The 21,011-nt window shown below is 43.0% G+C and carries 21 protein-coding genes; 6 read left to right on the forward strand and 15 right to left on the reverse strand.

Annotated elements, in window-relative coordinates; genetic code table 11:
- Positions 1-39: 39 nt before the first annotated feature.
- Entirely contained in the window at positions 40-1,818 is a 1,779-nt protein-coding gene (gene argS / locus GGE08_RS08475) for an arginine--tRNA ligase (RefSeq protein WP_179384458.1), read from the reverse strand.
- Between the two features lie 93 nt (positions 1,819-1,911).
- On the opposite strand from argS, the gene GGE08_RS08480 reads away from it, so the two are divergent.
- The 5 genes from GGE08_RS08480 (at position 1,912) to GGE08_RS08500 (ending at position 6,704) form a co-directional block, all read left to right on the forward strand.
- Positions 1,912-2,337, forward strand: coding sequence for a hypothetical protein (locus GGE08_RS08480; protein ID WP_127140058.1), 426 nt, complete (start codon positions 1,912-1,914; stop codon positions 2,335-2,337).
- Complete coding sequence (locus GGE08_RS08485) at positions 2,334-3,755, forward strand: SDR family oxidoreductase (RefSeq protein ID WP_179384459.1); 1,422 nt, start codon at positions 2,334-2,336, stop codon at positions 3,753-3,755. The genes GGE08_RS08480 and GGE08_RS08485 overlap by 4 nt, the downstream gene beginning before the upstream one ends.
- A 260-nt stretch (positions 3,756-4,015) precedes the next feature.
- Complete coding sequence (locus tag GGE08_RS08490) at positions 4,016-5,518, forward strand: carboxypeptidase-like regulatory domain-containing protein (protein WP_179384460.1); 1,503 nt, start codon at positions 4,016-4,018, stop codon at positions 5,516-5,518.
- Positions 5,519-5,695: 177 nt separating this feature from the next.
- Complete coding sequence (locus GGE08_RS08495; protein ID WP_179384461.1) at positions 5,696-6,151, forward strand: helix-turn-helix domain-containing protein; 456 nt, start codon at positions 5,696-5,698, stop codon at positions 6,149-6,151.
- Entirely contained in the window at positions 6,141-6,704 is a 564-nt protein-coding gene (locus tag GGE08_RS08500; protein WP_179384462.1) for a putative toxin-antitoxin system toxin component, PIN family, read from the forward strand. The genes GGE08_RS08495 and GGE08_RS08500 overlap by 11 nt, the downstream gene beginning before the upstream one ends.
- Before the next feature lie 947 nt (positions 6,705-7,651).
- On the opposite strand, the gene ctlX is transcribed toward GGE08_RS08500, so the two are convergent.
- Positions 7,652-8,557 carry a citrulline utilization hydrolase CtlX gene (gene ctlX, locus GGE08_RS08505; RefSeq protein WP_179384581.1) on the reverse strand — a complete coding sequence of 302 codons (906 nt, stop codon included), beginning with the start codon at positions 8,555-8,557 and terminating at the stop codon, positions 7,652-7,654.
- An 82-nt stretch (positions 8,558-8,639) separates the two neighbouring features.
- Positions 8,640-9,554: a dimethylarginine dimethylaminohydrolase family protein gene (locus GGE08_RS08510; protein WP_179384582.1), complete on the reverse strand. Its 915-nt coding sequence runs from the start codon at positions 9,552-9,554 to the stop codon at positions 8,640-8,642.
- A 283-nt stretch (positions 9,555-9,837) separates the two neighbouring features.
- Here GGE08_RS08510 and GGE08_RS08515 point away from each other — a divergent pair, with 283 nt between their 5' ends.
- A complete protein-coding gene (locus GGE08_RS08515) occupies positions 9,838-10,305 on the forward strand; it encodes a hypothetical protein (RefSeq protein WP_179384463.1) in 468 nt (155 codons plus the stop codon).
- 57 nt (positions 10,306-10,362) lie between these two features.
- Here the strand turns inward: GGE08_RS08515 and GGE08_RS08520 are convergent, their stop codons facing one another.
- The 12 genes from GGE08_RS08520 to secY form a co-directional block, all read right to left on the reverse strand.
- A complete protein-coding gene (locus GGE08_RS08520) occupies positions 10,363-11,646 on the reverse strand; it encodes a citrate synthase (RefSeq protein ID WP_179384464.1) in 1,284 nt (427 codons plus the stop codon).
- 122 nt (positions 11,647-11,768) lie between these two features.
- Positions 11,769-13,307 carry a glycogen synthase gene (locus GGE08_RS08525; RefSeq protein WP_179384465.1) on the reverse strand — a complete coding sequence of 513 codons (1,539 nt, stop codon included), beginning with the start codon at positions 13,305-13,307 and terminating at the stop codon, positions 11,769-11,771.
- A gap of 120 nt (positions 13,308-13,427) precedes the next feature.
- Positions 13,428-14,720, reverse strand: coding sequence for a phosphopyruvate hydratase (eno, locus tag GGE08_RS08530; protein ID WP_179384466.1), 1,293 nt, complete (start codon positions 14,718-14,720; stop codon positions 13,428-13,430).
- Between the two features lie 226 nt (positions 14,721-14,946).
- Positions 14,947-16,059: a glutamine-hydrolyzing carbamoyl-phosphate synthase small subunit gene (gene carA / locus GGE08_RS08535; protein ID WP_179384467.1), complete on the reverse strand. Its 1,113-nt coding sequence runs from the start codon at positions 16,057-16,059 to the stop codon at positions 14,947-14,949.
- A gap of 97 nt (positions 16,060-16,156) precedes the next feature.
- Positions 16,157-16,660 carry a 50S ribosomal protein L17 gene (gene rplQ / locus GGE08_RS08540; RefSeq protein ID WP_179384468.1) on the reverse strand — a complete coding sequence of 168 codons (504 nt, stop codon included), beginning with the start codon at positions 16,658-16,660 and terminating at the stop codon, positions 16,157-16,159.
- 59 nt (positions 16,661-16,719) lie between these two features.
- Complete coding sequence (locus GGE08_RS08545) at positions 16,720-17,712, reverse strand: DNA-directed RNA polymerase subunit alpha (RefSeq protein WP_179384469.1); 993 nt, start codon at positions 17,710-17,712, stop codon at positions 16,720-16,722.
- Positions 17,713-17,733: 21 nt separating this feature from the next.
- A complete protein-coding gene (gene rpsD, locus GGE08_RS08550) occupies positions 17,734-18,339 on the reverse strand; it encodes a 30S ribosomal protein S4 (protein ID WP_179384470.1) in 606 nt (201 codons plus the stop codon).
- A gap of 108 nt (positions 18,340-18,447) precedes the next feature.
- Complete coding sequence (rpsK, locus tag GGE08_RS08555) at positions 18,448-18,840, reverse strand: 30S ribosomal protein S11 (protein ID WP_179384471.1); 393 nt, start codon at positions 18,838-18,840, stop codon at positions 18,448-18,450.
- 101 nt (positions 18,841-18,941) lie between these two features.
- Complete coding sequence (gene rpsM, locus GGE08_RS08560) at positions 18,942-19,316, reverse strand: 30S ribosomal protein S13 (protein WP_179384472.1); 375 nt, start codon at positions 19,314-19,316, stop codon at positions 18,942-18,944.
- A gap of 2 nt (positions 19,317-19,318) precedes the next feature.
- Positions 19,319-19,435, reverse strand: coding sequence for a type B 50S ribosomal protein L36 (gene ykgO, locus GGE08_RS08565; RefSeq protein WP_010519235.1), 117 nt, complete (start codon positions 19,433-19,435; stop codon positions 19,319-19,321).
- 4 nt (positions 19,436-19,439) lie between these two features.
- Entirely contained in the window at positions 19,440-19,655 is a 216-nt protein-coding gene (gene infA, locus GGE08_RS08570) for a translation initiation factor IF-1 (protein WP_014031991.1), read from the reverse strand.
- A 3-nt stretch (positions 19,656-19,658) separates the two neighbouring features.
- Positions 19,659-21,002 carry a preprotein translocase subunit SecY gene (gene secY, locus GGE08_RS08575; protein WP_179384473.1) on the reverse strand — a complete coding sequence of 448 codons (1,344 nt, stop codon included), beginning with the start codon at positions 21,000-21,002 and terminating at the stop codon, positions 19,659-19,661.
- Positions 21,003-21,011 lie beyond the last annotated feature (9 nt).

A 21,011-nucleotide genomic window follows, 5' to 3' on the forward strand; every position in this document is an offset into this window, starting at 1 on the left:
AACTTAGAAGAAATGGCCATGCAAAACATGGCCATTTTTTTACATTCTTTCGGGAACGTCAATCCCCAATAATCGGAACGCGGATTGAATCACCTCCCCTACTTTTTTGGAGAGCTGAACCCGGAAATCCTTCTTCTGCTCGTCCGTTTCGCCCAAAATGGAAACCTGCTGGTAAAACGAGTTGAACTCTTTCACCAAATCATACGTGAAATTGGCAATCAAAGCTGGACTAAAATTTTCAGCGGCCAGCTGCACCGTTTCAGGGAACGATTGCAGCTGTTTCAATAGTTCCTTTTCCTTTTCGTGCAAGTCCATTGAGGTCTCGACCGCGCTCGACCCGACACCTTCTGCTTTGCGTAAAATGGATTGAATTCTGGCGTAGGTATACTGAATAAACGGGCCGGTATTCCCTTGGAAATCCACCGATTCTTCAGGGTTGAAAAGAATCCGTTTTTTGGGATCCACCTTTAGGATGTAGTATTTAAGGGCACCCAAACCTATGGTTCGGTATAACTCTTTTTTCTCCGTTTCTGAATATCCGTCCAACTTGCCCAGTTCTTGGGAAATGGATTCTGCGGTATCCTCCATATTTTTTATGAGGTCGTCCGCATCCACTACGGTACCCTCCCTACTCTTCATCTTACCACTGGGCAAGTCCACCATACCATAACTCAAATGGTACAATTGCTCCGCCCAGGAATACCCTAGCTTTTTCAGGATAAGGAACAATACCTTAAAATGGTAATCCTGCTCATTGCCCACGGTGTACACCATACCGTTGATATCCGGGAAATCGGTCACTCGCTGAATCGCGGTACCAATATCTTGGGTCATGTACACTGCGGTACCATCGGAACGTAGTACAATTTTCTCATCGAGGCCTTCATCGGTAAGGTCTATCCAAACACTGCCATCCTCCTTTTTAAAGAAAACACCACGTTCCAGGCCATCCTTCACTACATCACGACCCAATAAATAGGTATCGCTTTCGTAATAGAGCGTATCAAAATCAACACCCAAATTTTTGTAGGTCGTGGCAAAACCATCATACACCCAACCGTTCATTTTTTTCCAAAGGGAAACTACGCTCTCATCGCCCGCTTCCCATTTTCGAAGCATTTCCTGTGCCTCCAACAAAATGGGGGCTTCTTTTTCGGCCTGCTCCTTTGGCATTCCAGCATCGATAAGTTGAGCTATCTCCTCTTTGTAGGCCTTATCGAAAGCCACATAATATTTCCCTACTAAGTGGTCACCCTTAAGACCCGAAGATTCCGGTGTTTCGCCATCGCCAAACTTCTGCCAGGCCAACATGCTCTTGCAGATATGGATGCCTCGGTCGTTGATGATCTGGGTCTTGTATACTTTCTTACCCGAGGCCTTTAATATTTCAGCTACAGAATAGCCCAATAAATTGTTTCGGATATGCCCTAAGTGCAATGGTTTATTGGTGTTGGGTGATGAATATTCCACCATCACCGCATCATCAGATTGCGATTTTACGTAGCCAAAATCAGTTTCGTTGGAAATTGAATTGAAGAAATCAAGATAGTAGCTATCCTCAATCACAATGTTCAAAAAGCCCTGCACCACATTGCATTTGGACACCTCATCCACATTTTCGACCAAATACTCCCCTATCCTGGTTCCAATTTGAACTGGGTTTCCTTTTACGTGCCGTAACATGGGAAATACCACAACCGTAACGTCGCCTTCAAAATCCTTTCGGGTCGGTTGAAATTCTACCGTGGGCAGCTCAACTTGATATAGTTGTTTCACCGCCTCGATCACTTTTTGGGTCAAATCGTTCTGCAAACTCATCTCATAGGCTTTTCAGGGCGCAAAACTACGTATTTTTTGGGCTTTTAGCACACTATTGGCAGATGGTCCGCCGTAATTTGATTATTTTTAAATATGTTATTGAACGTATCCTACAACGATAAGAAAATCACCAAAAAAATAGACGAAGCCGTTGGCAAGCCGATTCCCATAAGGGAGCGCTTTGCCATGGGCGGAATCGGTTCCCCAAAATTGTTCATTACCGAAGCAAGTCTGGATATCTACAATCTGCTCATTTTGGACAGCAATACCAACTCTTGCAACGTTGAGCTACGTCCCAATGGCATCATTGTGCGGTTTCGATCGCGCTTGGAAACCTACGGACTCATCATCCCCTATTACAAATTGAACGTATACAAAGGCGACATGGCCATCTACTCCATTTATATGGACCAATATTTTATAAAAGTACGTTCCGATACCAAGGCCGTTCAAAAATTCTTTAAAAAACTACTGGATTACCGAGCGGACAACCTACCCACCAACATCGAAGACCTATGAAAATATTGTTGACCGGGGCCAATGGCTATATCGGAATGCGGCTATTGCCCAAGCTTTTGGATATGGGGCACGAGGTCATCTGTGCCGTGCGCGATGAAAAACGACTTTCGGTAGATGCCAAGGTGCGTTCCCAAATAAAGGTTGTTGAAATTGATTTTTTGGAAGACCCGGCAAACCAAAACATCCCAAAAAACATTGATGCCGCCTATTATCTGATACATTCCATGACCTCCTCCGTATCGGATTTTGATGAAAAAGAGGCCCAAGCGGCGAAAAACTTCAATACCCTGTTGAAAGGCACGCAATGCAAACAGGTGATTTACCTGAGCGGCATTGTGAACGACAAAGAACTTTCCAAGCACTTGAGCTCGCGTAAAAACGTCGAGGAGATTCTCTATAAAGGTGATTTTGAATTGACCGTGCTTCGAGCAGGCATCATAGTTGGGTCAGGGAGTTCATCCTTCGAGATTATCCGCGATCTCTGCGAAAAACTACCCGTAATGATAACACCCAAATGGGTCCTCACCAAAACACAACCGATTGCCATTCGGGATGTTATCCAATTTCTAACAGGCGTTCTGGGCAATCAGGATACTTACGGGCAATCCTTTGATATTGGTGGGCCAGATGTGATTACATATAAAGATATGCTTCACGGATATGCTAAAGTTCGGGGCTTTAAAAATTGGATTTTTACCGTTCCCGTAATGACCCCGAAGTTATCGTCCTATTGGCTCTATTTTGTGACCTCTACCTCCTACAAATTAGCCGTCAACCTTGTGGATAGCATGAAGATGGAAGTCGTTGCCGAGGATAATCGTTTGCAACAAATGCTGGGTCTGGAAACCCACAGTTACGAAGAAGCCATTGACATGGCCTTCAAAAAAATAGAGCAAAACCTTGTTATTAGCAGTTGGAAGGATAGCATTGCCAGCGGACAGATTCAGGAGGACCTCGAAAAATATATCCAAGTCCCAAAATATGGGGTCTTGCAAGACAAGAAGTCGGTTCCCATCAAGGATGAGCAGGCCGTTTTGGAAAACATTTGGCGCATTGGCGGGGAAACGGGTTGGTATTATGGCAACTGGCTCTGGAAGTTCCGTGGGTTTTTGGACAAATTGGTGGGCGGTCCCGGACTGAGAAGGGGACGCACCCATCCAGACCGAATTTTCCCCGGTGACGCATTGGATTTTTGGCGGGTGTTATTGGCCGATAAAAAATCAAAACGGTTGCTACTTTTCGCCGAAATGAAAACGCCTGGAGAAGCTTGGTTGGAGTTCAAGATTGCCGATGGCAAGCTGTATCAAACCGCCACCTTTCGTCCTAGAGGATTATGGGGCAGATTGTACTGGTATTCCGTATTGCCGTTCCACCTCTTTATTTTCGGGAACATGATCAAGAATATTGCAAAAGTCTGAAGGATAACAAAGTCATTTCGAAATGAGTTGCAAGGCAACGATGGAAAAATCTGTCCAATCTCTTTTAGATTTCTCGCCTGCGCTCGAAATGACAATGGCCCTCTAACTCCCGACTCCAACGCTGTTAAAATACTATTAAGCACAATCGGGAAATGCTTTTTTCTTCGCACTTTGTCACAAAATTGGTCCAAGTTCGTCTAACCCTAGGCAACCTTTTGCCCCCGAAAAGGTGTCTTATCATTGAAACCCAAAGAGCAAACATGTCAATTTCAAAGTCATTTTTCAGCACATGTATAGTTGTATTGCTAGGTGTCCCGCTTTCCGCTCAGACCATAAGTTCCCGTTTGGTCGATGCCAAGACCCAAAAAGGAATTCCCTACGCCACGGTGCAATACGGTGAGCAACTCGGGGTAATCACCAACGAGGAAGGCCGTTTCAGTTTTGTTTTGGAAGAGGCTACGCTCGATTCCATTTACATCACTTCCATGGGATACGGCAAAAAGGGATTCACCTTGGAACAGTTGCAGGACACTTTGCTTCAGCTTGACCCCAAAGCCATTGAGCTTAGCGGAGTTTATGTTTTTGACAAGGAACTGGAAGTGGATGATATCATTGAAAAGATGATTGAAAACATCCCCAACAATGTGAACAAAACTCCCGTAAAACAACGCTTTTTTCTCCGCAAGGCGGAATTGGCCAACATGGAGAAAGTCGATTTTGGGTTTGAAAAATCATCCATAAAGGAGCTGAACAAGGAATTGATGGATAGCATATCGCACAGCATACCCAAAAATGCTTCGCACTATACAGAGAGTTTTGGCGACCTCTACAAACACAATACGGACTACAAAGTTAACATCATCAAAGCCGCCGATTTGTACGATAAACGAGAGGTAGGCTCTTTCGAGGATTTGGCCGAACACATGGAGGACATCTTTGTTCAAAACGTAAAACCGGGGTCCTATCTTAAAATAAAGTCGGGCATTTTTAGTGAAAAAATCCAAGTGGATTCTATTTTGGACACCATGGATGATGAGCGGGTGGACCAGTTAAAAAAGGTAAAGGCCCAAATGGAAAAAGACAGTGTTTCGGGACTGGTGGACAGCCAGCGCTGGCAGTTCAAGGAACTTCTGGGGCAACTCTATTACCAAGAGGACACTAAATTGGATCTTGTGGACAAGACCCGACGTTACGATTTTAAACTTTCCGGTTATGCCGAAATGGGCGATGCAGGGGTTTACGTGGTAGATTTTTGGCCCAAACGGAGCAGTGCCGATTTTAAGGGAAGGCTATACATCAACATTGAGGATTTTGCGGTAATGCGATTGGATTTTACCAATACCCAACGCCTACGAAACTTTAGGCTGCTGGGTATAACCTACCGAGAAAACGTGTACAAGGGTACCATGCGTTTCGCCAAATTGCCCAATGGCAGGTACGACCTCCAGTTTATGGAATTGGCCGATGGTAAATATTTTGGTGTGGACCGCCCCCTAAAAGTCGTAGAAAAAAACAAGCACGTAAAGGGGCGCCGCAAACAGAACGAACTCAAGCTCAACATTGATTTTCGAATGAACATCACTTCCAAATGGGAATTGGTGGTGTTCAACCAAGACGAGATTGCCCAAAACGACTTTAACAACTTTACCGAGGACAAGACCGTTCGTGCCACCTATATGCCCCGCTACAATCCCGAGTTTTGGGAAGGCTATACTATTATGGAGCCCAATCAAGCCATACGTGGGTTTACGGCGGAGGAGTAAACCGTCTGTTTTCGCTTTTTAATGGATAAGACCATTCAACTGTATGAAAACCTGTTAAACCTGATTAAATATTTCATCCATAACCACTTGAACACACTTTAATCAATTTTAACATATTTTAAGTGCGTTTATTTCGTTTATTTCGTTTATTTCGTACAACAAAAACTCATGTACGCTATGGAAACCTTTCAAAATATCAATAAACCCTCAAAGGATGAGCAAAAAGTTGCACTCAAATCCTATGATGCTTTGTCATCGATAATCAAGCAACTAAAATCTAACAATCCCGAAATTGAGATTGAGGAAACCCAGGATCGCATTAAGATTCCTTTGAGTGCATTAAAGCTATTGGGTGATATTCTTGAGGCAATGAGTAAAGGAAAACCGTTTTCCCTAGTTCCTATTGCAACCGAGGTAACCACTCAAAAAGCCGCTGAGATATTGGGTTGTTCCAGACCTCACTTTGTCAAGTTATTGGAAAGCGGAGAAATAGAGTTTGTTAAAATCGGTAAACATCGAAGGGTCAAGTTCGAAGATGTGTTAAAATATAAAAGGAAAATGAAAGCGGCCCAGAAAAAACACATTATCGACATTATGAAATCTGACGAAGAAACAGGATTGTATGATTCATAGCGTGCGTTTCATCTGCGTATTGGACACGAATGTCATTTATCCAATCGAAATTCGTGACTTACTTTTTTGGTTCGCCCACTATGACTTATACACCCCAAAGTGGAGCGAACACATTTTTGATGAATGGGCAAGTGTGATGGAACGTAAAGGAGTTCCACCCAGCGAAGCAAAGAAAAGAGTCGAAAAGGCCAATTTAGCTTTTCCAGATGCCTTGGTCAACAATTACTCCGGACTGATTCCTGGCTTAAAATTGCCCGACCCAAAGGATTGCCATGTTTTGGCTGCGGCGATCAAAACCAATGCCAATGTCATAGTAACGAACAATATAAAGGATTTCCCTAAAGACTATCTTTCTTCTTTTGGACTAACGGCCAAAACTGCTGATGATTTCTTAACAGATATTATTGACCTTAATCCCGAAGAGGCCATAAAAGCATTTCAAGAAATGGTTCTCAACCGTAGAAATCCAGATTTGGATGAATATCAGGTGCTTAATATCCTCAGAAAACAAGGTTTAACAGATACCGCAAATTTTCTACATTCCCAACTCTAATTCTTCTTATTTTTAACGTTGTTGGTTTCTACTCTGCAGATTTCCGCTAAAGGAATATCCAAGGCATGGCTGATAAAATAAAGGAAATGATATTGGTTTTGATAATTCTCCCTTAAACTTATACCTGTTACCCCTATTGTTGTCATATATGACATGCACCCACTTCCTCAAAACACCTTTCTTGCTCCTGATATGGACAAAGATGAAACTTTTAGTGATTGGATTATAGATAATTACGGTAGTCCAGAACAGCTATCCCAAATTTTGGAGTTGGGGATGTTTATGTTGTTCTTTTTAGAAGTGGATACATTCTCCAGAAGGGAGATACAGGATGTAGCTGAAGCCATGCGATCCATTTCGATTAGATTAAGGAATCAAGGATCAATTGAGCTAACTAAATGAAACTAGATAGTTGAGATTAAATTCGCCAAAAATCGTCAATTCGAGTGGCGTGCGATAGCAAGCCGTATCGAGAATCGATTTTTGAAAACAGGCAAAGGTCTCGATACATTCCAAACTCTATTTGGAACACTCGGCCTGACAGCTAAAAAATCCTCACACACAGGGTTTCAGGGTGACCGAACGTCATTTCGAAATGAGATGCACAGCATCAATTGAGAAATCACTTTAATTCTCAGATTTCTCACATCCGTTCGAAATGACCAAAAAGTATCTCGGGAAATTTGTGCAATTCCTGACTGCGGTAGCCAAGGCGTATAAAGCAATGGGATGCTGAAACAAGTTCAGCATGACGGCGGTCAATTCGAGTGGCGTGCGATAGCAAGCCGTATCGAGAATCGATTTTTGAAAACAGGCAAAGGTCTCGATACATTCCAAACCCTATTTGGAACACTCGGCCTGACAACTGAGAAATTTTGCAATTCCCGCCTACGGCAGGCATGCGTGTCAAACAATGGGATGCTGAAACAGGTTCAGGATGACGAAACTTACGCCTTGGGCAAAAACACCTCCGCCATCATACATCGTGCACTACCACCTCCACAGGTTTCAATGGTATCCAAAGGACTGTGGATAATGCCGCAATGCTTTTCAATGGTTTTGATCTGCGCATCCGATAAACTGTTGTACGCTTGGGTGCTCATCACCATAAAACGTTGGTCATTGGCGCCGATTACCTGCAACATATTGCCCGCAAAGTGGCACATTTGCTCCTCCGTAATCCTAATGACTTCCTTACCGTCCATTTTGAGGTGATCCACCACATTCTTTCGTTCCTTTTTGTCATCGATGGAATCCAAACAGATTACCGCAAAGGTTTCCGCCATGGCCATCATCACATTGGTGTGGTAAATGGGCAAACGCTTATCTTCAACAGTTTGGTTAGCGTGAAAAATGACAGGAAAACAATCAAAATCCTCGCAGAACTCGATAAAAAGGTCTTCATCGGCACGTTCGGAAAGGGCACAGTAGGCTTTTTGATTTACCCTATCCATTAAAATGCTTCCAGTACCTTCCAAGAAAATACCTTCCTCTTCGGCCGCCGTGTAATCCATAATGTTATCGATTTGGAATCCGTTGTCCTCGAGCAACTCAAATATGTCCTCCCGACGCTCCTTTCTCCGGTTTTCGGCAAACATTGGGTACACGCATACGGTCCCGTTCTGATGAAAGGAAACCCAATTGTTCGGAAAGATGGAATCAGGGGTATCCCGCTCCAAATTGTCGCTAATGGTTACTACGTTCACACCATGTTCCCGAAGAACCTTTACAAATTGGTCGAACTCTTCCTGAGCCTTTTTGTTGATCTCAGCGTTCTTTAGATGGGGATCCTCCTGAAAATAGTTATTGACGGCAGTCTGCTCGTTCATTCTAAAATTCACGGGGCGTACCATTAAAATGGTATTGGTAATCTGTTTTTTCAAGACGTTGACTTTTTTTGATGATTCCTGTGGCAGCAGAAAATTGGGTTAAGATTTATGCTCTGATCAATGGCATGGTACTGCAACGCAGCAAGCCTTCTTGTTTGGCAATTTCGGCATAGGGTATTTCCTCTACGGTAAATCCTTGGTCACGGAGCCAATTGTTAAGCCTTGTAAAGCTTTTTTCGGATACCACCACTTCGGGTGAAATGGAAAACACATTGCTGAACATTTGATACATTTCTTCCTTATCGATTTCAAAAATGTTTTCAGGACCGAAGTAATCCACCAAATACTGATATTCTTCCTCTACCAAGAAACCATTTTTATGAAGAATGGCCTTGTTGGTCCCCACAGGTTGAAAACAGCAGTCCAAATGAAGTGCATTTTCCCTGGGATCGGTATTGGATTTGCGAAGCTCAAAGGATTTCACCGTTTTGTGCGGAAACATTTCACGGATAAACTCTACCGCTGCTTGATTGGTGCGGGCTGTAATATAGCTGGCATAATCAGGTTTAGTGTATGTCCCAATAAAAATATGGTCCTTCCATGGCATAACATCACCACCTTCAATATGAACCTCCTCGGGGGGACGTACGATTTTCTCCGGTGCTATCATATCCAAAACCTCATGAATGGCCTCGAATTCCCTTTCCCTATCAGGCAAAATATTGGCATGGAACAATTTATCCTCGATAACAAAGGCAATATCGCGTGTAAATATCTGATTGCAATCTTGTAGCACCTCTGGACGGTACACCTTTACCCCATACTTTTGGAATACGTTCGCGAAGGCCTCCATTTCCTTGATCATATCGGCCTCTTTTGGGTAGGTACCTGCCTTGATGTGCTCAATGGATTTAGGGTCGTAAGCTTCCTCAATAGTGGGCACTGGGCCATTGCTCTCGGCTGTGCCCAAGATTACGGCCTTTAATCTACTGGTTTCATCTACTATGTTCAAATCCAACATATTGGGGTCTTTTAAAGTCGAAACTATCGACATTTGCGATTTGGGATGATATCCCTTACAATTCTGTGGCAAATCTAGTGTTTTACAACAATTTTACCATTGCTACATTGCAGAAAATGCATTGATTTATTAACCTTTTTAAACGTAAAACAAGGGAATGTAATCTTAAGGGAAATTCGTGTTATCCAAATAGTTAAAATGTACGTGTTTATCAAAAAACTGACAAATATCAGTTTGATGATATCTTTTAATTACTACTTTTGTGATAAGATTTTTCCTACTTATGAAAAAATTAGTACTTACATTTGTTTTGTTGGCGAGTGTGTTTATTGTGATGGGCAGCATTAATGCCATTTCAAATATGGAGCATTTTAATTTTATCTCCAAAACCGGCCCAAAAGCTCCCATCGAATCGGTCTACTCCGTAAAATATGATGATTGTATCACAGAAGAAGATCTTCCAGAGGGTTTTGGCTTGTACACGCATCAATTGACCGATCAACATGTGGCATGGGATTACAAGAAGGTAAGTCAATCCGCTAAAAAATATGGGGCCTCCTTGGATTCCACCCTCAAAAACCTGAGCACGGTGGATGCCCATGATTTTATCCATAAAACTTTCCAAAATGCCAAAAGTGCGGTTATGGATGAAGATGTTTCACCTATCCAGAAACACTACCATTATGAAATTATGCGCATGTGCTTGGAAAGAGACAAGCACCTCAACCAAAATATGATAGGCAAGCTATAACTTTGAGCCACAAAAAAAGGGGCAAACTGCCCCTTTTCATTTTATTCGCCCCAAGTCTTACCTTTTTTCCAATGGAACAAAACTTCTAAGGTTCTCCCCAATGTAGACCTGTCTTGGTCTTCCAATGGGTTCCTTGCGCAAGCGCATTTCCCTCCATTGTGCGATCCAACCTGGCAATCTTCCCAAAGCGAACATTACGGTAAACATTTCTGTGGGAATTCCCAAGGCACGATAAATGATTCCAGAGTAGAAATCCACGTTGGGATATAATTTTCTATCTACAAAATAGCTGTCTTCCAATGCTTCTTTTTCCAATCCTTTGGCGATGTCCAAAATCGGATCTTGGATACCTAGATTGCCCAACACTTCGTCGGCGGACCTTTTAATGATTTTGGCCCTTGGGTCAAAGTTTTTGTACACCCTGTGTCCAAAGCCCATCAACCGGAACGGATCATCCTTATCCTTGGCCTTGGCCATATATTTTTTGGTGTCGCCACCATCGGCTTCAATGGCTTCCAACATTTCAAGTACTGCTTGGTTCGCCCCTCCGTGAAGTGGTCCCCAAAGTGCGGAGATACCCGCTGAAAGGGATGCAAAAAGTCCTGCATGCGAAGAACCTACGATTCGAACAGTGGAAGTGGAACAGTTCTGTTCATGGTCTGCATGAAGAATCAGCAATTTATCCAATGCATTAATGGCAATCGGGTCGCGTTTGTATTCTTGATTTGGTCTTTTGAACATCATCTTGTGGATATTCTCCACGTACCCAAGGTTATCATCCCCATAATCCAATGGAAGTCCCTTTTTCTTACGCATTGTCCAAGCCACTAATACTGGAAATTTGGCTAGAATGCGTACAATGGAATTGTACATGGCAGATTCTGAAGACACATCCACAGAGGATGGGTTGAAGGCTACCAAAGCACTGGTCAAGGAAGAAAGTACGCCCATAGGATGTGCCGATTTTGGAAAGCCATCCAATATCTTTTTCATTTCTTCGTCAACTTGGGACTCTTCCTTGATGTCACTATGGAATTTTTCGAGCTGCTCCTTGTTTGGCAGTTCACCAAATATCAAAAGATATGCTACTTCCAAAAAGTCGGCCTTTTCCGCTAAGTCTTCAATGGAATATCCGCGATACCTCAAAACTCCCTTCTCTCCGTTCAGAAAGGTAATGGCACTTTCGCAAGAACCCGTGTTCTTATAACCGGGATCGATCGTCACCATTCCTGTTTCGGCCCTCAAGGTTTTGATATCTATGGCCAATTCATCTTCAGTACCTTTAATAACGGGGAATTCATACCTTTTCCCCCCATATTCGAGTATAGCTTTATCCGACATTTTATATTTTAATAGATTAGTAAAAATAGAATGTTAAAATTACGAAAAAGCACGACCATTAACAATTCCCGATAGGTATTTGTGTTCTTCTTAACACTCAAAAAGAAGTGGTTCGCCAATTGCTAATCCAGTTGGTAGAGCAACTTGTAATATTCGTCCACGGACTTCTGCCAAGTAAACCTTTTTCTTCGTGCGGCCGCCTGTATTTTTTTCCAAGTCGGCTTGTCGTTGGCAAAAACATCCAAGGCCACGTCGAAGGTTTCCAGCATGTTGGTAATTTTCTCATCATACGTGTCGCCATCAAAACTAAAACCTGTTTTCATGTGCTCCACGGTATCCTTTAATCCTCCCGTATGGTGCACCAAGCAAGGGTTTCCATTTCTCATGGCCAACATTTGACTAATACCACAGGGCTCAAACAAGCTGGGCATAAAGTAAAGATCGGATTCCAAATACATCGAATCGATCAATTTTTCGGATTGGCCATTGGTAAAGATAAAGTTCTTGTGCTGGTAGCTCAATTTTCTAAAAAGCTCCTCATACTCCGGTGCGCCCGTACCCAATAACATAAAGATGCCATCCACTTTTTCGAGTCGCTTCAAAATTTCCACAAAAGCTTCTGGCGATCGCATAAAAAAGTAAAACTTCTGCTCCGTCAATCGTGCAACACTGGAAGCAATAAATTTGGGGCGTTCGTCCACAAAGGCCATAATCTTTTCACCAGTATGGGCCAAGAAATCCGCTTTGTACTTTTTGGACTCTTCCTGCAACCACATAAAAAGTGCCTTTACCGTGTTTCGATAAATATTGCCCTTCTTTTCCTTATTGATGTTCTTGTAGTTGCAGCCATTCAAAATACCGAACAAACGGCCTTCCTCGTCCGCTTTCTGTAAATCCTTTTCCAATGCCTCTCCCCCGATAAACTCTGGCGGGGAACTCGGTTTCAGAACATCCTCTTTGTATGATGGCGATACGGTGTGAACGGCATCGGCAAAGCGGATGCCCACGGCCATAAGGTTGATACAATCCTGATACCTGTGGTCCATCAACTTTTGATAGTCCAAAGGCACATTGGGGAACCAATTCCTTACGGAGGAATAGTTACCATCGAACGGGCGAATACCCTGAATGGCGAGGTTGTGAATGCTATACACAATCCGGATGTCCTTTAAATTGGTATATTCAGGATGATATTCCCTCAAAAACAACAATAAGCTTGCATGCCAATCGTGCAAGTGAACAATATCCACTTCTCCAAAAGCGCCTTGTTTGATAGCTTCAGCCACGGCAGTACAAAATATAAAGTATTTGATGGCATCCGTATAGAACGGCTCTTCTGGGTCGTTATGATAGATGTGCGCGATATCACCTGCCTCTATCTCTGGATGATGCAATACGTAATGAAATATATTGGGGAATTCCTTTTTGGGCTTCACCTCGTACAGTTCGGCAGTGTAGGTCAAACCACGTAAGGTAAAATTCAACGTGGTCCTGGGCAATCCCCCATGATGCAATCGGGAGTAGGCTGGTACTACAACGTGTACCTTATCGCCCCGTTCAGAGATTTGCCTCGGTACATCGCGAACCACGTCGCCCATGCCACCTGCTTTGCAGTTGTCCAAAGCATCGTTTTCGGCGGCGACAAAAAGAAAGTTATTCATGCGGGAGAATTTGAATCGTAGATTAGTGAACCCTTAATTTAACCAAAGTTTGTTATTGAAACAAAAAAAAAGCCTTTCCCAAATGGAAAAGGCTTTTTATATGCTAAATAATCGTTATGCTTATTTCACCTTAAAAGCTTTTTCCTGAGGGTAGTAGGCAATATCTCCCAACTCTTCCCCAATTCTGAGCAATTGGTTGTACTTGGCCATACGGTCGCTCCTTGAAGCGGAACCGGTTTTTATCTGTCCAGTGTTCAATGCTACGGCCAAATCGGCGATAGTGTTGTCCTCAGTTTCTCCAGATCGGTGCGACATTACAGAGGTATAACCTGCATTCTTCGCCATGTTCACAGCGGCGATGGTTTCGGTCAACGTGCCGATTTGATTTACTTTGATCAAAATGGAATTTGCAATCCCGTTCTCGATTCCGCGGGACAAGCGCTCTACATTGGTCACGAACAAGTCATCCCCTACCAACTGAACTTTATCACCGATTTTATCGGTCAACATTTTCCATCCTTCCCAGTCATTTTCGTCCATTCCATCTTCAATGGAAATGATCGGATATTTTTCACATAGCTCGGCAAGATATTGGGCTTGTTCGGCCGAGGTCCTTACCACTCCTTTACTGCCTTCGAATTTGGTATAATCATAAGCACCATCCACATAAAATTCTGCAGAGGCACAATCCAATGCAATCATTACATCATCCCCTAATTTATAGCCCGCTTTCTCCACAGCTTTGGCGATGGTATCCAAGGCATCCTCGGTACCACCTTCCAAGGTTGGTGCAAAACCACCTTCATCCCCTACTGCAGTACTCAAACCACGGTCGTGCAATACTTTTTTGAGGTTATGGAAGATTTCGGTCCCCATTTGCATGGCATGGCTAAAATCTTTTGCCTTTACCGGCATCACCATAAATTCTTGGAACGCGATGGGTGCATCCGAGTGGGAGCCTCCGTTGATAATGTTCATCATGGGAACGGGAAGTGTATTGGCACTTACGCCACCTACGTATCGGTACAAAGGCATACCCAACTCATTGGCGGCGGCTTTGGCCACGGCTAAGGAAACGCCCAAAATGGCATTGGCCCCCAATTTTGATTTGTTAGACGTACCATCCAACTCGATCATGGTCTGATCGATATAGTTTTGCTCAAATACCGATGTTCCGATCAATTCTTCGGCTATGATTGTATTGACGTTATTGACTGCTTTGCCAACACCTTTACCCATAAAGGAAGCGCCACCATCACGTAACTCAACGGCTTCATGCTCTCCGGTAGAGGCTCCAGAAGGTACCGCAGCCCTTCCCACTATTCCATTTTCGGTTGTTACATCTACTTCTACGGTTGGATTTCCCCTGGAATCCAATATCTGTCTTGCATGAATGTTGATAATGATGCTCATTTTAAATCAATGTTTTAGTTGTGATTATTGGGCTAAGATACAAAAGGTCGCGTTTTTTACTTCAAGATATGGCTCACAAAACGCACTTAATTGCTTAAAAACAAAACTATAACGTTTTAGAGCTACATTTTTGAACCGTAACCACGGCTATGCTTAAAAATTGTGCCTCAAACTGCATCAAAAAATGGCCTGTAACAATTCCAATCACAAATTACTGAACAAACTCTTAGTTTTTCCTAGCCTTGATCAAATCAAAGAACTGGTCGAACAAATAGTCTGCATCGTGTGGACCCGGACTTGCTTCTGGGTGATATTGCACTGAAAACACATCCTTGTTCTTCATTTTGATTCCCGCCACGGTTTGATCGTTCAAATGGGTGTGGGTGATTTCCAGTTCGGCATGTGCCTCGGTCTCTTCCCTATTTACGGCAAATCCGTGGTTTTGGGAGGTGATTTCTCCTTTTCCCGTAATCAAATTGAGGATGGGGTGATTGATTCCCCTGTGCCCGTTGTGCATTTTGTAGGTGGAAACTCCGTTGGCCAAGGCCAAAACTTGGTGTCCCAAACAAATTCCGAACAACGGTTTGTCCGATGCTATCATTTCCTTGGTTGCAGCAACTGCATCGGTTAACGGTTCCGGGTCACCGGGTCCGTTGGATATAAAGTAACCGTCTGGGTCAAACTCCTTCATTTCACTATAGGAAGTATTGTATGGGAACACTTTAATATATGCTCCGCGTTTGGCCAGATTTCTCAGGATATTTTTTTTGATTCCGATATCCAATGCGGATATCTTGATATCCGCGTTTTCGTCACCATAGAAATAGGGCTCTTTGGTGGATACTTTGGATGAGAGCTCCAAACCTTCCATACTGGGCACCTGCTTCAACTCTTCCTTCAAGGCATCGATTTCATCCACTCTGGTGGAGATCAAGGCGTTCATGGCCCCATTATCCCTGATGTAGCTTACCAAAGCACGGGTATCCACATCGGAGATGGCCAATAGGTTGTTTTTGTCCAAAAATTCGAGCAGACTCATATCGGCACTGGGCCTTGAGTATTCATAGCTGAAATTTTTACAGATAAGGCCGGCAATCTTAACGGAATCGGATTCCACTTCATCCAAATGGGCGCCATAATTACCGATATGCGCATTGGTGGTCACCATCAACTGACCATAATAGGATGGGTCAGTAAAAATCTCTTGGTAACCTGTCATTCCGGTATTGAAACATACTTCCCCTACTGCGGTTCCTTCTCTTCCTCCTACGGCTTTCCCATAAAATATGGTTCCGTCCGCCAACAAAATCAACGCTTTTTTCTTTGTGTGATACTTCATGTCGTGCTCTAGTTTCTGTTATGGCAAAAAAACATAAAAAAAGGATAAGTTCTCACTTATCCTTTTTCCTAAAATACAATAGTTAATAACATTCTTCTTATTCTTCAGAATCGTCAGTTTTGGTTTCAGCCGCTGGTGCCGGAGTTTCCGCTTTTTTGGCTCCTCCGCCTCTTCTGCTTCTTCTGGTGGATTTTTTCTTGGGCTTACCTGCGTTGTATAGCTCGTTGAAATCTACCAACTCGATCATGGCCATATCAGCGTTATCTCCCAAACGGTTACCCAATTTAATGATTCTTGTGTAACCTCCTGGTCTGTCACCTACTTTTTCGGCAACAGTGCTGAACAATTCCGTTACGGCTTCTTTGCTCCTCAAGTTACTAAAAACAACCCTTCTGTTGTGCGTACCTTTTTCGGTAGTCTGGTTGTTCTCGGTCTTTGCCTTGGTGATCAAGGGCTCGATGAACTGTTTTAACGCCTTGGCTTTTGCAACCGTGGTGTTGATTCTTTTATGCTCAATTAGGGAACATCCCATATTGGCCAACATTGCCTTTCTGTGGGCAGCTGTTCTTCCTAAGTGATTAAACTTCTTTCCGTGTCTCATCTTTCTAAGTTATCATCTTGCTACCAAATCCTGTTGTGCAGGAGAGCAAAATATGATTATTAATCTTTATCTAATTTGTATTTGGAAAGGTCCATACCAAATTGTAGGCCTTTGTTGATGACCAATTCTTCCAATTCGGTCAATGATTTTTTACCGAAGTTCCTGAACTTCATCAAATCGTTTTTGTTGAAGGAAACCAAATCTCCCAAAGTATCCACTTCAGCGGCTTTCAAACAGTTCAGTGCCCTTACGGACAAGTCCATATCCACCAATTTGGTCTTCAACAACTGACGCATGTGCAAGGATTCCTCATCGTAGGTCTCTGTTTGTGCGATTTCATCAGCCTCAAGGGTGATACGCTCATCGGAGAACAACATAAAGTGGTGAATCAAAACTTTGGCGGCCTCTGTCAAGGCATCCTTTGGATGAATGGAACCATCGGTGATGATTTCGAAAACCAACTTTTCATAGTCGGTCTTTTGCTCCACCCTGTAGTTTTCGATGCTGTACTTTACGTTCTTTACGGGAGTGTAAACAGAATCTACCGCAATGCTGCCCAAAGGTGCATTGGATTTTTTGTTTTCCTCAGCAGGAACATAACCACGACCTTTCTCGATAACGATTTCCATGTTGATGTTCACCTTGGGGTCCATGTTGCAGATTACCAAATCTGGGTTCAACACTTGGTATCCCGAAATGAACTTCTGGAAATCACCAGCGGTCATTTGTTCTTTTCCGCTAACGGAAATTGATACAGTCTCGCTTTCAACATCATCAATTTGTCTTTTGAACCTTACTTGTTTCAGGTTCAAAATGATTTCTGTAACGTCTTCTACAACGCCAGATATCACTGAAAATTCATGTTCAACTCCATCTATGCGCACAGAAGTGATGGCAAAACCTTCCAAGGAGGAAAGCAAAACCCTTCTCAGCGCATTCCCAACTGTTAATCCATAACCAGGTTCCAAAGGGCGGAATTCAAATTTCCCTTCGAAATCTGTTGAATCGATCATTATAACTTTATCGGGCTTCTGAAAATTAAGTAATGCCATAATTGGATTAATGTTGAATTCTTATTTAGAGTATAATTCGACGATCAGCTGCTCCTTGATATTCTCAGGGATCTGAAGTCTTTCTGGAACGGCAACAAAAGTACCTTCTTTCTTTTCAGAGTTCCATGTAATCCATTCGTAAACACTGCTGTTATTAGCTAAAGAATCTACAATGGCTTGTACGGATTTTGATTTTTCCCTAACGCCAACGACATCGCCGGCCCTAAGGGAGTAGGAAGGAATGTTCACTACCTCTCCGTTTACGGTAATGTGACGGTGCGATACCAATTGGCGCGCTCCTCTTCGGGATGGGGAAATTCCCATTCTAAATACCACGTTGTCCAAACGGGATTCGCACAATTGAAGCAGAACCTCACCGGTTACACCTTCTTTTCTCTTTGCTTCTGCGAAAAGGTTACGGAATTGCTTTTCCAAAATACCATAGGTATATTTTGCTTTTTGCTTCTCCATCAACTGGATAGCGTATTCCGATTTTTTACCACGGCGTCTGTTGTTACCGTGTTGTCCTGGAGGGTAATTTTTCTTTTCGAATGACTTGTCGTCTCCGAAAATCGCTTCTCCAAATTTTCTAGCGATTTTTGTTTTTGGTCCTGTGTATCTTGCCATCTTCTGTTAATTTGAAAGTGCGATTATGAATTAAGGCTTATCCTTCGATAATCTAACTGCACCTTCGGGTGAAGACCCTTTTGGGGCCATTAAAACTATTTGTGATAATTAAACTCTTCTTCGTTTAGGTGGTCTACAACCGTTGTGCGGAAGTGGGGTCACATCGATGATCTCTGTTACCTCGATTCCTGAGTTGTGGATGGAACGGATTGCGGATTCCCTACCGTTACCTGGTCCTTTAACGTACACCTTTACTTTTCTCAATCCAGCTTCGTGAGCAACTTTGGCACAATCCTCTGCGGCTACCTGGGCAGCGTAGGGAGTGTTCTTTTTAGAGCCTCGGAATCCCATCTTCCCAGCGGAAGACCATGAAATTACATCACCCTTTTTATTGGTAAGGGAGATAATGATGTTGTTGAAAGATGCAACTACATGCGCCTCTCCGGTAGCATCTACTACTACTTTGCGCTTCTTGGTTGTAGTTTTACTTGCTTTTGCCATATTTTTTAGTTTCTAGTGTTAGCTCTTAGTTATTGGAATCCTAGACTTTTACATTTCAAACAGATTCTTCTAACGTCTAAATACTAATGACTATGTTCTTATTATTTAGTTGCTTTTTTCTTGTTGGCAACTGTTTTTCTTTTTCCTTTTCTGGTCCTAGAGTTATTCTTGGTACGCTGACCTCTTAACGGCAATCCAGATCTGTGGCGAATTCCACGGTAACAACCGATGTCCATCAAACGTTTGATGTTCATTGAGGTTTCTGAGCGAAGCTCCCCTTCAATTGTGTAAGATCCAACGGCTTCCCTGATCTTTCCAATTTCATCATCGGTCCAGTCAGAAACCTTGGTATCTTCGCTTACTTGGGCTGCTGCCAAAATTTCTTGCGCCCTGCTTTTTCCTATTCCGAAGATGTAGGTCAGCGCAATAACGCCACGCTTTTGTTTAGGTATATCTACCCCTGCAATTCTTGCCATAATTACCCTTGTCTTTGTTTAAATCTAGGATTCTTTTTGTTGATTACATACAATCTGCCCTTTCTGCGAACAATCTTGCAGTCGGCACTTCTCTTCTTTATTGATGCTCTTACTTTCATGTAACTAGTATCTATACGTAATTCTTGCTTTTGTTAAATCGTATGGACTCATTTCCAACTTCACTTTGTCTCCTGGAAGCAACTTGATATAGTGCATTCTCATTTTTCCGGAGATGTGTGCCGTTACCACGTGTCCGTTTTCCAATTCTACCCTGAACATTGCATTGGACAATGCTTCAATAATAGTCCCGTCTTGTTCTATTGCTGGCTGCTTTGCCATAAATTATGCTACTTTTCTGTTCTTTCCGGTTTTCATCAATCCGTCATAATGCCTGTTCAACAAATACGAATTAACTTGCTGTACTGTATCTATAGCTACACCGACCATAATCAACAGTGATGTACCTCCATAAAACAATGCCCATCCGGCTTGTACGTCCATCAGTTTTACCACAACGGCCGGCAATACGGCCAACAGTGCCAAAAAGATGGAACCGGGCAAGGTGATGAGCGACATGATTTTGTCCAAGTAGTTGCCTGTTTCCTTTCCTGGGCGGATACCTGGAATAAATCCTCCACTTCTTTTCAAATCATCGGCCATTTTATTGGTAGGCACAGTGATCGCTGTGTAGAAGTAGGTGAATATGATGATCAATACCGCGAAAAGGATATTGTACGCCAGTCCGAAGATATCGGCAAACTGTACTTCCATCCATTGTCCTGCAGCGGTATCGTTAAATGTTCTACCAATTAAACTTGGCGCAAACATAATCGCTTGTGCAAAGATAATGGGCATTACTCCAGATGCATTCAGTTTTAGCGGAATGTACTGTCTTGCTCCCATTACGTTCTTTTCGTATCCGCCAGAGGCTGTTCTTCTAGCGTACTGCACTGGAATCTGTCTCACGGCCATTGTCAAATACACACTGGCCAAGATGACCAAGAACCAAATGATGACCTCGATCAACATGAACATGATTCCACCCGTATTATTGGTCGTTCTGGAAACAAATTCCTGAGCAAATGCCTGTGGCAATGTTGCGATGATACCCACCATAATCAAAAGGGAGATACCGTTACCGATTCCCTTATCGGTGATTTTTTCACCCAACCACATGGCAAACACACATCCTGTTACCAATATGATAACTGCTGGAACAATAAAATCCAAACCTTTGCCCAAAACAAATGCGCTATCCGGCACACCTAGGGCACCAAGACCGTACAAATAAGCGGGAGCTTGAACAATACAGATACCGATGGTCAACCAACGGGTAATCTGATTGATGGTTTTTCTTCCGCTTTCCCCTTCCTTTTGTAGTTTTTGAAGATAAGGAATCGCAATTCCCATCAACTGCACCACAATGGAGGCGGAGATGTAGGGCATAATACCCAAAGCGAATACCGAAGCATTTGCAAAGGCTCCCCCTGTAAAAGCATTCAGAATACCCAAGATACCATTTTCAGTGTTCGAGGATAATTCCGCCAACTGGGCGGTATCAATACCGGGAAGGACTACTTGGGCACCAAATCGGTATACCAACAACAGCCCCAAGGTTACGATGATACGTTGTCTCAGTTCATCAATCTTCCAGATATTTGATATGGTCTCAATAAATTTCTTCATGCTGCAATG

Origin of the sequence: Allomuricauda sp. ARW1Y1 (assembly GCF_013407935.1) — a bacterium.
GTDB lineage: Bacteria > Bacteroidota > Bacteroidia > Flavobacteriales > Flavobacteriaceae > Flagellimonas.